This window comes from Idiomarina abyssalis, assembly GCF_019797805.1.
GTDB classification, from domain to species: domain Bacteria; phylum Pseudomonadota; class Gammaproteobacteria; order Enterobacterales; family Alteromonadaceae; genus Idiomarina; species Idiomarina abyssalis.
The window spans coordinates 1,441,259-1,454,874 of record NZ_CP081832.1 but is presented as its reverse complement, the minus strand read 5'-3'; the positions used below and the strand labels follow the sequence as shown (position 1 = coordinate 1,454,874).

General features: G+C 47.3%; 12 protein-coding genes. 11 read left to right on the top strand and 1 reads right to left on the bottom strand.

All coding sequences use genetic code 11. The features are described from left to right. Positions 1–55: 55 nt before the first annotated feature. The 9 genes from K5X84_RS06870 (at position 56) to K5X84_RS06830 (ending at position 10,764) form a co-directional block, all read left to right on the top strand. Complete coding sequence (locus tag K5X84_RS06870; RefSeq protein WP_222235414.1) at positions 56–1,282, top strand: trans-sulfuration enzyme family protein; 1,227 nt, start codon at positions 56–58, stop codon at positions 1,280–1,282. A 59-nt stretch (positions 1,283–1,341) separates the two neighbouring features. After that, positions 1,342–2,136, top strand: coding sequence for a phenylalanine 4-monooxygenase (gene phhA / locus K5X84_RS06865; RefSeq protein ID WP_054487971.1), 795 nt, complete (start codon positions 1,342–1,344; stop codon positions 2,134–2,136). A 19-nt stretch (positions 2,137–2,155) separates the two neighbouring features. Further along, positions 2,156–2,497 carry a 4a-hydroxytetrahydrobiopterin dehydratase gene (locus K5X84_RS06860; protein WP_222235413.1) on the top strand — a complete coding sequence of 114 codons (342 nt, stop codon included), beginning with the start codon at positions 2,156–2,158 and terminating at the stop codon, positions 2,495–2,497. A 116-nt stretch (positions 2,498–2,613) separates the two neighbouring features. Next, a complete protein-coding gene (gene tyrR / locus K5X84_RS06855) occupies positions 2,614–4,194 on the top strand; it encodes a transcriptional regulator TyrR (RefSeq protein ID WP_199493748.1) in 1,581 nt (526 codons plus the stop codon). Between the two features lie 190 nt (positions 4,195–4,384). Then, a complete protein-coding gene (gene hppD / locus K5X84_RS06850) occupies positions 4,385–5,458 on the top strand; it encodes a 4-hydroxyphenylpyruvate dioxygenase (RefSeq protein WP_199493749.1) in 1,074 nt (357 codons plus the stop codon). Beyond that, positions 5,451–6,581, top strand: coding sequence for a homogentisate 1,2-dioxygenase (locus K5X84_RS06845; RefSeq protein ID WP_011233973.1), 1,131 nt, complete (start codon positions 5,451–5,453; stop codon positions 6,579–6,581). The genes hppD and K5X84_RS06845 overlap by 8 nt, the downstream gene beginning before the upstream one ends. Before the next feature lie 6 nt (positions 6,582–6,587). Beyond that, positions 6,588–7,613, top strand: coding sequence for a fumarylacetoacetate hydrolase family protein (locus tag K5X84_RS06840; protein WP_222235412.1), 1,026 nt, complete (start codon positions 6,588–6,590; stop codon positions 7,611–7,613). Next, positions 7,613–8,251 carry a maleylacetoacetate isomerase gene (gene maiA, locus K5X84_RS06835; RefSeq protein WP_222237002.1) on the top strand — a complete coding sequence of 213 codons (639 nt, stop codon included), beginning with the start codon at positions 7,613–7,615 and terminating at the stop codon, positions 8,249–8,251. Before K5X84_RS06840 ends, maiA begins: the two co-directional genes overlap by 1 nt. A 29-nt stretch (positions 8,252–8,280) precedes the next feature. Further along, positions 8,281–10,764: a S9 family peptidase gene (locus tag K5X84_RS06830; protein WP_222235411.1), complete on the top strand. Its 2,484-nt coding sequence runs from the start codon at positions 8,281–8,283 to the stop codon at positions 10,762–10,764. Positions 10,765–10,775: 11 nt separating this feature from the next. On the opposite strand, the gene rrtA is transcribed toward K5X84_RS06830, so the two are convergent. Then, complete coding sequence (gene rrtA / locus K5X84_RS06825; RefSeq protein WP_222235410.1) at positions 10,776–11,345, bottom strand: rhombosortase; 570 nt, start codon at positions 11,343–11,345, stop codon at positions 10,776–10,778. 77 nt (positions 11,346–11,422) lie between these two features. On the opposite strand from rrtA, the gene ggt reads away from it, so the two are divergent. Continuing rightward, complete coding sequence (gene ggt, locus K5X84_RS06820) at positions 11,423–13,162, top strand: gamma-glutamyltransferase (protein WP_222235409.1); 1,740 nt, start codon at positions 11,423–11,425, stop codon at positions 13,160–13,162. Positions 13,163–13,168: 6 nt separating this feature from the next. Then, positions 13,169–13,612: a hypothetical protein gene (locus K5X84_RS06815; protein ID WP_222235408.1), complete on the top strand. Its 444-nt coding sequence runs from the start codon at positions 13,169–13,171 to the stop codon at positions 13,610–13,612. Positions 13,613–13,616 lie beyond the last annotated feature (4 nt).

The following is a 13,616-nucleotide window of genomic DNA, read 5'->3' as shown; positions in this document are numbered from 1 at the left end:
GCTCGTTGCACTCTGTTGCTCGTTAACAAATTTCTGACAAACGAGCCCAAAACGCATGTCCTCTGATGTAAAAACACATAATAATAATTGGCAGCCAGCGACTCAGGTTATTCATGCCGGTGCAGCGCACGATGACCCCCATGGGGCGTTAACTTCACCACTTTACCAAACGTCCACATTTAAGTTCTCTTCTGCAGAGCAGGGCACTCGCCGTTTTGCAGGCGAGGAAGAAGGTTATATTTACAGCCGTTTAGGCAACCCCACAACAGCCGAGCTTGAACGCCGTATGGCAACGCTTGAAGGTTATGAGGCAGCGGCAGCTGCTGCGACCGGAATGGGTGCTATAGCTGCCGCGACTATGGCTTTTGTGCGCAGCGGTGATCATATTGTGGTATCTGATGCCATTTACGGCTGCAGCTTCGCATTGTTCAGCGAGCTGTTTGAACGCTTTGGGGTCGAAGCCGACTTTATTGATTTAAACGACGAAGGCCTGTTAAAAGAAACTTTGCGAGAAAATACCCGCTTAGTATTCCTGGAAACTCCGGCTAACCCTCACCTGAAAGTGGTTGATATCGAAAAGGTTCATGCGGTAATTGCTGATTTAGACATTAGACTCGTGGTTGATAATACGTTTATGACGCCACTGATGCAGCAACCCAAAAGGCATGGCGCCGATATTGTTGTGCATAGCGCAACTAAGTTTCTGAATGGGCACGGCGATGTGGTTGCCGGCATTATTTGTGGCAGTGACGAAGATATTAGCACCATTAAAAGTACGACGTTAAAAGACATGGGGGCAACTATCAGCCCGCATGACGCGTGGCTTATATTACGAGGTCTGAAAACTCTGGATGTGCGTATGCAGCGCCACTGTGGAAATGCTGACGCGGTTTATCAGTTTCTGGCAGCGCGCGATGATATTAAGAAGATTTACTACCCTGGAGCGCCGGATCACGAAGCGCAGTCCTTAATGGGTAAACAAATGAGCAGTCACGGCGCGGTTATTGCGTTTGAGCTGGAAGGTGATGAAACAAAAGCGCGTTATTTCTTGAATCAACTGCAGATGATTACTTTGGCTGTGAGCCTGGGAGATGCAGAGACTTTGATTCAGCACCCGGCATCGATGACACATTCGCCATATACGCCTGAAGCAAGGGCTAAAGCAGGTATCTCGGATACATTGATTCGAATTGCCGTTGGTTTAGAGGCGGCGGACGATATTATTGCTGATCTTGAACAAGCGTTGGAAGCGTGCCGCGTTCAATGGATGCAATCTGCGTAATCTGAACTAATAATAACAACAACGATCTAACACTAATGAGGAAGCAACAAGGCTGAATTATGGGTAAACAAAGTCAATACGTATCAAAGCAACCGGACGAAAACGGTATTATTCACTGGAGCGACGAAGAGAACGGTATCTGGAAAGATCTCGTTGAACGTCAGTTGGAATGCATACCAGGAAAAGCTTGCGATGAGTATATGAAGGGACTGGAATTACTCGACCTGCCGAAGGATCGCTTACCACAGATGCATGAAATTAATGAAGTACTGGAAAGAGAGACAGGCTGGCAAGTTGCAGCAGTTCCAGCATTAATTCCATTTGACGAGTTTTTTCGCTTACTGGCAAACAAGCAGTTTCCGGTAGCAACCTTTATTCGCACACGGGAAGAGTTTGATTACTTGCAGGAACCGGATATTTTTCACGAAATATTCGGACACTGCCCGCTATTAACCAACCCGGCGTTTGCGCATTTTACTCACCAATACGGTAAATTGGGTTATGCAGCTACACCTAAAGAACGGGTCTATCTGGCTCGTCTGTACTGGTTTACCGTAGAGTTCGGGTTATTGAAAACCGAAGAGGGCATTCGAATTTATGGCGGCGGTATTTTATCGTCACCGGCGGAAACAGAATATGCCGTTAATAGTGATACGCCAGAGCGTAAACCGCTAAAAGCGTTGGATGCACTGCGTACACCGTACCGAATTGATATCATTCAACCTATCTACTACACCATAGAGAGTGTGGACGAGCTGTTTAAGATATCCGACATGGATATTATGGCGTTGGTTCATGAGGCTATGGAGCTTGGGTTGTTTGAGCCGAAATTTCCACCAAAAGATGCAGCTTAAGGCAAAGGAGTAATAAATAATGTCAAACTTGGAAAATGCACGTTGTGAAGCGTGTCATGCAGACGCGCCACAAGTGAGCGATGAAGAACTGAAAGAGCTGATGCGTGAAATACCGGACTGGACTCCGGTAACAAAAGACAACGTTATGATGCTGCAGCGCGAGTTTAAGTTTAAGAACTTTAAACAGGCGCTGGCTTTTACTAACCGAGTTGGTGACATTGCTGAGGAAGAAAAACATCATCCTGAGCTAATCACTGAATGGGGTAAAGTAACGGTTACCTGGTGGACACACGCCATCAACGGTTTGCATAAAAATGACTTTATTATGGCAGCAAAAACCGACACCGTGCTTGACGCATAACTCGCTTTTGTCGATGAATGACATAAAACCCCGGTCTGTTGGCCGGGGTTTTTGTTTTTTAAGCGGGAACAATAGTGTATTATTTGCTTTACATTTAGTTCGATGCAGTAGGGTTTATGCGACTTGAGATAACGTGTGATGACCGTCTGGGTATCTGCCAGGACGTTCTGCAAATCTTGCGAGACCACGAGATTGATTTACGTGGTATTGAGGTCGATCCTAAAGGAAAAATCTTCCTGAACTTTCCTGAACTCGCTTTCGATGACTTTCGGCATTTAATGCCCCAAATTCGTCGCATTCCTAACGTTATTGATGTGAAAACCATTCCTTATATGCCGTTTGAACGCGAGCACTATGAGTTCAGTTTGTTGTTGAGCACGTTACCTGATCCGGTGCTGTCCATTGATAGCAAAGGCTGTATAGACATTATTAATGATGCCGGACTGCGGCTACTGGCTGGCCACGAAGACAGTCTTAAGGGCGAGCCGCTGATGCAGTATGTACACGGTATCTCTTTGCAGCGGTGGTTGGACAAAAAGCCTCAGGACCCTATTTATGAAGCGGTTACCATTGGTAACTCGGAATACTATGCTCAGCTTTTACCTATCTGGGTGAATGACGAGGAAGGCAGCACCGCGTTTGCGGGGGCGGTAATGACCTGTAAGTCAGAACCGGTAACAGCAAGCTGGCAGAGTCAGAGTAACGAAAAAGCCTTTGAACGCTTGCTGACAGACAACAGCACAATGAAGCGGGTGATTAAAGACGCTCAGCGAATGGCTGAGCTGGATGCACCACTTTTGATTGAAGGTGAGACCGGAGTTGGCAAAGAGCTGCTGGCAAAAGCTTGTCATCTGGCCAGCCCGCGTAAAGACAAACCATTTTTGGCGATAAACTGTGCAGCGCTACCGGATAATGTTGCAGAGAGCGAACTCTTTGGCCATGGTGAAGGCAGCCTGAGCGCTCAAAGCACTCGTAAAACTGGCGTTTTAGAGCAGTCCGCCGGCGGCACCGTGTTACTGGACTCGGTTAGTGAGATGTCTATTGGCCTGCAGGCTAAGCTACTGCGTTTTTTAGAAGACGGCGTTTTTCGACGCATCGGCGAAGAGCAGGAAGTGAGTGTCGATGTGCGGGTCATTTGCACCGCTCAGGGAAATCTCTATGAGTTGGTTGAAAGCGGTGAGTTCCGTGAAGACTTGTATTATCGACTCAATGTATTAGCGCTCAATGTTCCACCACTGCGCGAACGTAAAAGTGATATCTTGTTGTTGGCGGAGCATTTCGTTACCCAGGCCTGCAAGAAGCTCGGACGAAGCCAGGTGAGCTTAAGCAGGGCAGCAAAAGAGCGACTAAAACGTTATCAGTGGCCAGGTAATGTTCGCCAACTGGAAAATACCATGTTTCGTTCTGTCTCAATGATAGAAGGCTACACACTGGAGCCCGCCGATATACGTTTGCCCGAGTTGAATCAGGAAGACGACCAGTTAGCATTAGACATTGATGACATGAGCCTGGATGATGCGGTACGCCGTTTTGAAAGCCACGTACTGCGCCGTTTATACCCCAGCTTTCCGAGTACCCGCCAATTGGCGAAACGCCTGGGACTCTCACATACTGCCGTTGCGAATAAACTGCGTGATTATGGCATTGGAAAGCAGCGCAGCGGACGCGCTCGTAAAGCAGAACGGACAAAAAACTAGAGTTGTAAATTTAACTTTACGCCTTAACAAGGCTGCACCTTGATCCAGAGCAAGTGTGTAGCCTGTACAGTAAACTTTACGTTCTGGTCATAAATTCCCCGCTCAGTTATCTTTTTCTCTTATTCGCCTTTTTCCCTCATGTACCGCTACAGTCATGTTGTTAACAACCGAATAATAAGAGGAAGTAACCATGACAGATAAGATGATTAATCCGTTAAACACAGACGGTTTTGAATTCGTTGAGTATACCGCTCCGGATCAAAAAGGCATTGATGCGTTAAAAGACTTGTTCGACAAGCTGGGTTTCACTGAAGTGGCTAAGCACAAAAGCAAACAGGCCTGGTTGTACAAACAGAACGACATTAATTTCATCATTAACGCTGAGCCGGGCGGACAGGCTGAAGAGTTTGCTAAAGACCACGGCCCAAGTGTCTGCGGTATGGCATGGCGTGTTAAAGACGCTGACCACGCGTTAAAGCACTCTCTTGATAACGGCGCCAAAGCTTTCCCAGCTGATAAAGGTGTTGTTGAAGGTGTACCGGCGGTGTTTGGTATTGGCGAAAGTGCGTTGTATTTTGTCGATAACTACGAAAACCATGAAATTTATAACCAGCATTTCGATTTCTATGAAAGCTGGGAAGCGAAAATGAGCGATCACGCAGCCGGGTTGTTCGAAATAGACCATCTGACGCATAACGTATTCCGTGGAAACATGGATACTTGGGCAGGTTTCTATGAGCGCATTGGTAATTTCCGCGAAATTCGCTATTTCGACATTGAAGGTAAGCTGACAGGCTTGTTAAGCCGCGCTATGACAGCGCCTTGCGGTAAGATCCGTATTCCAATTAACGAATCTCACGACGACAAATCGCAAATTGAAGAATACTTAAAAGAGTACAAAGGCGAGGGTATTCAGCACATTGCTTTAACCAGCGACAATATCTACAAAACCGTAAAAGATCTGCGTTCTATTGGTATGGATTTCATGGACACACCTGAAACCTACTACGAGAAAGTCAATGAGCGCGTTGAAGGGCACCAGGAAGATTTAGACGCACTGCGTGAACAGCGCATTCTAATTGACGGTGCGCCAATGAAAGACGGCATTTTACTCCAAATCTTTACTCAAACCGTCATTGGTCCGGTGTTCTTTGAAATTATTCAGCGTAAAGGCAACGAAGGTTTCGGCGAAGGTAACTTCAAAGCACTATTCGAAAGCATTGAAGAAGACCAGATCCGCCGGGGAGTGTTAAGCGATGCGTAAATGGATCAGCTTTCCGAAACAGGTGGGCAAGTCGTCTCGACAAGCTCATGCTGATTTTCCGGAGCAGGCCATTTATGAACGTGAAGCTGGCCGTAGTGGCTTTTTTGGCCCGGCCACGCATTTTCACCATCAGCATGCTCCGACCGGTTGGTCGGAGTGGCGTGGGCCCTTGCGTCCACGGGCGTTTGACTTTAATAAGTTAGAAGCCATAGCTCCGGAAAACCCCTGGTTAACGCCTGACTTACTGCACAATAATAACTGTCGTTTTCGTTTGTGGCATTGCCACAGCAAAATGGATTATTTAGTGCGTAATGCCGATGGCGATGACTTACTCTTTGTGCATGAAGGTAGCGGTCATTTACATTGCGACTACGGCCACATTCACTTAGTGAAAGGGGACTACTTCTTAATTCCCCGTTCTACTAACTGGCGTCTGGAACCTGATGAAACCATGCAGTTGCTGATGATTGAAGCGACCAATGGTTCTTATAGCTTGCCGGAAAAAGGTCTGGTCGGTAATCATGCCATTTTTGACCCTGCGGTTCTGGATACGCCGGATATTGATGAGGCGTTTCAGGCGCAATACAGCGAAGAGCAGTGGCAGGTGTATGTAAAACGTCATCAGCAAGTGTCGGTTATTACGTACCCTTATAACCCGCTGGATGCGATAGGCTGGCACGGTGAGTTAGCTCCGGTTCGTTTGAACTGGCGTGATATCCGGCCGTTAATGAGTCATCGTTATCATTTGCCGCCGTCGGCGCACACGACTTTTGTTGCTGATCGTTTTGTGGTTTGTACCTTTGTTCCGCGTCCTATTGAGTCAGACCCGGGCGCATTGAAGGTGCCTTTCTACCACAACAATGACGATTACGATGAAGTGCTTTTTTATCATGAAGGTGACTTTTTCAGCCGTGATAATATCGATCGCGGTATGGTAACCTTTCATCCGGCAGGCTTTACTCATGGCCCACACCCGAAAGCGTTTAAAGCCGGGCGTGAGCATAAAAAGAAATTCACTGACGAAGTTGCGGTCATGCTCGACACCCGCGATGCCTTGCAAGCAAGTGACGAGGCATTGGCAGTAGAGAACCCGGACTACGTCTACAGTTGGCAGGAGAAATAACAACTTATGAAACTCGCCACATACAGAAATGGTACACGTGACGGCCAGTTAATGGTGGTCAGCAAAAATTTAAGTTCAGCAGTAGCGGTTCCGGCCATTGCATCTTGCATGCAAGAGTTGCTGGACGACTGGGACGGTATTGCACCGAAGCTTGAGAAAATTTATCAGCAGTTGAATGACAGTGACGTTGATGGCAGCGTCCAGTTCGATGAAGCTTTATGTGAATCGCCTTTACCTCGTGCTTATCAGTGGGCCGACGGAAGTGCCTATGTGAACCATGTTGAATTGGTTCGCCGTGCACGTGGTGCTGAAATGCCACCAAGCTTCTGGGAAGACCCTTTGATGTACCAGGGCGGCTCTGATGACTTTTTAGCGCCGTACGACGACATTGAAATGGGCAGCACCGACTGGGGGATCGACTTTGAAGGCGAAGTCGCCATTATTACTGATGATGTCCCTATGGGCGTTGATGCTAAAACCGCAGGGCAGCATATTAAGCTGTTGATGCTGGTTAATGATGTATCATTGCGTGGACTTATTCCGGGCGAACTGGGCAAAGGCTTTGGCTTTTTCCAGAGTAAACCATCGTCAGCTTTTTCGCCGGTAGCGGTAACACCCGATGAACTGGGTGATGCCTGGAAAGCGAATAAAGTCCACTTACCGTTATTGTCAGAGTACAACGGTAAGGCCTTTGGTAAGCCTAACGCTGGCGAAGATATGACCTTTGATTTCGGTCAGTTAGTTGCTCATGCTGCGAAGACACGTCACTTAGGTGCCGGAGCTATCATTGGTTCAGGAACCGTCTCAAATAAACAGGGGACTGATCACGGTACGTCCATCGATGAAGGTGGCGTAGGTTATAGCTGCATTGCCGAAGTGCGCATGATTGAAACTATTCGTGATGGCAAGCCGGCAACTCAGTTTATGCAATTTGGCGACACCATTAAAATTGAAATGAAAGATGATGGTGATCAGTCAATATTCGGCACCATTAATCAGAAAGTTGTTCAATACGAAGGTCCTCAAAAGTGATGAAACTCTACGGCTACTGGCGCTCAAGCGCCAGTTACCGTGTTCGTACTGCTTTAAACCTGAAGGGCTTATCCTACGAGTATGAACCGGTACATTTAGTAAAAGATGGCGGGCAACAGCACAGTGACGCTTATCGAAAGCTTAATCCAGCGCGGTTGGTTCCTACCTTTATCGATGGCGATGTTAAGTTAAACCAGTCCTTAGCCATTATTGAGTATCTGGAAGAGTGTTACCCACAAAACCCATTATTACCGTCGGCTCCCGCTGATAAAGCCAGAGTCAGAGCCTTGGCTTACGATTTAGCCTGCGAGTTGCAACCCGTTACCAATTTACGGGTGTTACAGTATTTAACCGGTGAGTTGAATTGCAGCGATAAACAACGCTCAGACTGGATAGCAAACTGGGTAGAAAAAAGTTTTACCGCATTTGAACAGCGGCTGACCGAGTATGCAGGTGATTATTGCTATGGTAATTCGGTAACATTGGCTGATATCTGTTTGATACCTCAGGTATACAATGCACAACGTTTTAATTTGGATTTGTCTTCTTATCCAACCTTAATGGCGGTGCATGAACGTTTGCAAGCGCTTGACGCGGTGCAACAGGCTCGGCCTGAAAATCAAGCGGATGCACAATAATCCAGCGGATCCTAAAAAGGAAAAATAATATGGTGAAATCACGTCTGGTGATGGCCATTGGGGCGACATTGTTTGTTGCCTCTTGCGCATCAACCTCCCCACAAGGCACGACCACTGCTGATACGCAGAGAAGCACACCGACCATACAAGCCAACTCACTTGCCAGTGCGCAAGGAACGGCTGAACTGACTATGGAACAAATTATGGCTGATCCAGACTGGATGGGGAGATTCCCTGAACAGGCTTTCTGGAGCATGGACGGTGAAGACATTCTGTTTTACCAGAAGCGCGAAGGTAGTGATATTCGTGACCTAATGATGCTGGAAAATGGGGCTGGAGAACCGCAGAAAGTTACTGTAGAAAACCTGCACCAGTACGTGGCAGATGAAAAGGTTCATGCAGCGGATGGCAGCTTTTTAGCCTATACCTTTGAAGGCAATGTTTTTGTTCGCTTTAATGACGGTACGGTTCGCCAGTTGACACGTGACGACGCCAGGCAGCACAACCTTCAGCCTATGGCAAATGGACAACTGAGTTACCAGCAGGGTAATAACTTCTTCATTATTGATGTGAACTCAGGTTTAAGCCGTCAGGTCGCTGCTTTGGCCTTTCAGGAAAAGCCGAAAGCGAATGAAGAGCCGAAGGATTACCTGGCCCGTGAAGAACAACAGTTAATTCAGTACGTGCAGAAAGAACGAAAAGCGTCTGAAGAGCGTTTTGCTCAGCGTTCTGAGTTACAAAACCGAAATTCGACATTGGCGCCGGAGCCGTTCTATTTGCCAAAGGATAAGGAACTGGTTTCTGCAAGCTTATCGCCAAAAGGCGATTTCATGCTGATAGCCATTACCGAGCCGCAAAGCTGGCGTGACGAAGGCGATATTATGCCGAATTACATTAGCGAAGATGGCCGTGTAAAAAGCGAAAATGTGCGTCGTCGTGTGGCCGATGCAGAACCGGTTGAACACCAATTGGTTTTACTTAATTTAAGCGACGGCAGCCAGTCGACGCTAACCTACAACACCTTACCGGGCTGGAATGAAGATGTTCTGGCAGAAGTTAAACGTGAAAACCATGAAGCTCGTGGTGAAACCTACAAGTCGGAAGAGAAACCTCGCCCAATTACGCTAATGGCTGACTGGGGCTGGGAAAACGGCGCTATTCAGTGGAATGAAGAGGGCACTGAAGTTGCGGTTATGCTGGAAGCCTGGGACAACAAAGATCGCTGGCTTGCAACGGTAGACACCGCCGGTAGAAAACTGGTTTCTCAAGACCGTTTACACGATGACGCCTGGATCAACTACACTCATAACGAATTCGGCTGGTTAGACAGCGATGAGTTGTGGTTCATGTCAGAGACCGATGGTTATTCGCACTTGTATGTTAAACCGCTTGACGGCAGCACGCGTCAATTGACTGACGGAAGTTATGTCGTTGAAGATGCAGACTTAAGCAGTAATGGCGATTACTTATACTTTCAGGCAAACATCGAGCACCCGGGTATCTATGAAGTGTACCGGGTGAAGACTGATGGTAGTGGTGACCCGGAAGCGCTGACGGACCTTGATGGTATGACAGCCTTTGAGCTCAGCCCTGAAGATGATGAGTTATTGCTGACGCATTCAACGCCGTTAATGCCACCAGAGCTATACCATAAGTCTGTCAATGCTTCTGGAACAGCAGAGCGTTTGACTCATACGGTTTCGGAGAAGTTTTTAAGTATTGACTGGACGGCTCCTGAGTTGGTGGGGGTGGATTCCTCTCATGTTGACGAGCCTATTTATACCCGCATCTATAAACCAGAAGGCTTTGATGAAAACCGAGCTGAGGAATATCCCGCGGTTGTGTTCATACACGGTGCTGGCTATTTGCAAAATGCGCACATGGGCTGGTCAGGGTATTTCCGTGAGTTCATGTTCCATAGTTTGTTGAATAAGCACGGTTACGTGGTTGCTGACCTCGATTACCGTGGCTCAAAAGGTTATGGACGCGACTGGCGCACGGCTATTTACCGTCAAATGGGAACGCCGGAAGTTGAAGATCTGGTCGATGTTGCAAGTTACTTAGAAAGTGACCTGAACGTTGATGGTGACAAATTAGGAACTTATGGCGGTTCTTACGGTGGCTTCCTGACTTTTATGGCTTTGTTTAACGAACCCGGATTATTTGAAGCGGGCTCGGCGCTGCGTCCTGTTACAGACTGGGCTCATTACAACACAGGCTATACGTCTAATATCTTGAACTTGCCACAGGATGATGCAATTGCGTACCGTCGCAGTTCACCCATCTATTTTGCTGAAGGCTTAGAGGATGCCTTGTTAATCAATTCACCCATGATTGATGACAATGTTTTCTTCCAGGACAGTGTTCGCCTTGTTCAACGGTTGATTGAGTTGAAGAAAGAAGACTGGGAAACGGCAATTTACCCGGTAGAGCCGCACGGTTTCCGCCAGCCAGAAAGCTGGCTGAACGAATACCGTCGGATATTTAAATTGTTTGAGGAAAACTTAAAGTAAACTTGTTGGTTTTACTCATCCCGACTAACGGCGTCGCTAATGCGGCGCCGTTCTAGTTTGTACAGCAATAAAGAACTCACTAAACCCGCTGCGTGAATATAGCTAACGTGCTCTCCGACAAAATGGGTAGGTCGCCAGCCCAGGAGTTCAGCAATGACTTTGGCAACCAGTGCTATCAATATTAGCCACATCCATTTTTTACCTGAACGAATGTCCTTTATTAAACAGTAAGCCAGTAAGCCATGGAGTACTCCTGATAAACCAACAAAGCTAAGGTTCAATGGAGCCAGCCAGAGCAATAAAGCAGTTGCAGTGCCACTGAGCAATAACGCATTAATTAACCAGCGGGTGGTCCAGTATTCCCGCCAAATTAGAACAATAAGTGTTAAGCCAATAAAATTGAATAAGGCATGCCACCAGTCAAGATGAATAAAATGGGTCGTAATGAGTGGCCAACCCTCGGACATGACAGTACTTGAGTTAAAGCTCAGTGTCGCATGCCAGTGAGGCATCAATTGCAGAAAAACCGATAGTAGCAGAACCAGAATGAGCCCTGCCCAATATTGGTTAAACCTTTCCATTTACTTTCCTTTTCGTTGCGTCATTGGTTTCTGGTTCGTATGATAGGGCAAATTGTTCCTAATATGAATGAGGCCTTATGAAGTTCTGGCTCCCTGGTTTAATAGCCGCAGGCGTTTTATCTGCCTGTAGCCCTGGTACTGAACAAGAAGTACGTGAACCGGAAGCGGCTACTGGTTTTTCCGAGAAAACCGCTGCGACCGCCAATAAGTACATGGTTGCTGCCGCAAATAAACATGCAGTTGAAGCCGGGTATCATGTATTAGAAAAAGGCGGCTCTGCCGTGGATGCGGCTGTAGCAGTTCAGTCTATGCTGGGATTAGTTGAGCCTCAGTCTTCAGGTATTGGTGGCGGCGCTTTTATTCTCTATTGGGATAACAACGAAAACAAGCTTTATACCATTGATGCGCGTGAGACTGCACCTCAGGCTGCTACAGAGGAACTCTTCCTGGACGACAAGGGTAATCCACCCAAATGGATAGAGGCTGTCGTTGGCGGTCGCTCAGTAGGGACTCCCGGTGTTCTTCGCGGACTGGAGCTGGCTCATGAACGCTGGGGTAAGTCAGACTGGTCTTCACTCTTTAGTGAAACCGTTGAGTTGGCAGAAGCGGGGTTTGAAGTGTCGCCAAGGCTCGCTAAGTTAGTGGAAATGGAGATTAACCCCGGTGTTAAGAAAATGCCGGTGGCCAGCAGCTATTTCTTCCCTAATGGTAACGCCTTAAAAGCTGGAGACACACTGAAAAATCCTGAGTATGCAAAGAGCCTTAGTTTGATTGCTGAGCAGGGGGCTGATGCCTTCTATGAGGGCGAATTAGCCGAGAAAATTGTTAAGGCCGTGCAGAACAGTGCTATTGAACCTGGTGTGTTGAGCCTTGAAGACCTGAGTCAATACAGCGCAAAACTGCGCGAACCGGTATGTAATGATTACCGTGAATATCAGGTTTGCGGTATGGGGCCGCCTAGCTCGGGAGGAATAACAACGCTGCAGACATTGGGCGTACTGGAGAATTTTGAGCTAGGTAAACTGAAACCAAATTCTGAAGAATTTGTGCATTGGTTCACTCAGGCATCGCGTTTAGCTTATGCCGACAGAAACCAGTGGATAGCTGATCCTGATTTTGTTGAGATTCCGATCGAGGCTATGTTGGATAAAGCTTATTTATCGAGCCGGGCAGAAACCATAAAGAAAGACGATATGGGGAAAGCCAAGCCGGGTGTTCAACTGCAGCCCGCGTACGAGCAAGATATTGCCTACGAGCTGCCTAATACCAGCCACATTTCTATTGTCGATGCTGAAGGTAACGTGGTTTCCATGACCACCAGTATTGAAATGGGATTCGGTTCCACTGTTATGGCTGGTGGCTTTCTGCTCAATAATCAATTAACGGACTTTTCTCTGGCGCCGGGTGATGGTAAAGAGAAGTTTGCGAACCGTGTGGAACCTGGCAAGCGGCCTCGTAGCTCAATGGCGCCGACTGTGGTTCTTGATAAAGAAGGGCAGCAGCTTATACATGCTATTGGCTCGCCCGGTGGAAGCAGAATTATTAACTACGTTACTCAAACGTTAGTGGGTATGCTGGACTGGAACCTCAACGTGCAGGAAGCGATTAACCTTGGTCATGTAACCAACCGTAATGACTACACCTCTCTGGAGAAAGGACGGGATATCAGCGAACTCAAAGCGGCTTTAGAGAAGCGAAAGCATGATGTCAGAGTCATCGACTTAAACAGCGGTTTACATGGAATTACTATTAATTCAGACGGCACTTTGGTGGGTGGCGCTGATCCGCGCCGTGAAGGCGTGGCAAAAGGAGAATAGAGTATCATGGCACTATTACGAGTAGTTTTTTTAGCTCTGGTCGTAACCGTTATCTCCGCTTGTAGCGGTGACGAACAGCCCGACGACTATGCATCTGCGAAACCTGCTGAAGTGATCAGCGGATTTTATAAGGCGGTGTACGAACAAGAAGACTTGGAACAGGCGAAAAAGCTTTCGTCGAAACGACTGGCTGACCTAATTACGCATTACGGAGCTGTCAGTCAGGTTCAGCGTTATGTGCTTGGACGTTATTTCGATACCGTTGAAATTGAAGTTGTCAGTGATTCGCTTACCGATTATTTGAACGATTCAAATGAGCTACGAGCAACGGTTATTTTTGAAGGAACTTACGAAGGCGATAATATTAAAGACAGTCGCGATGTGGTTCTGATTCAACAGGACGGCAGCTGGGTTGTCGATAAAATCCTCGACGCCAGATACCGCCCATAACGGC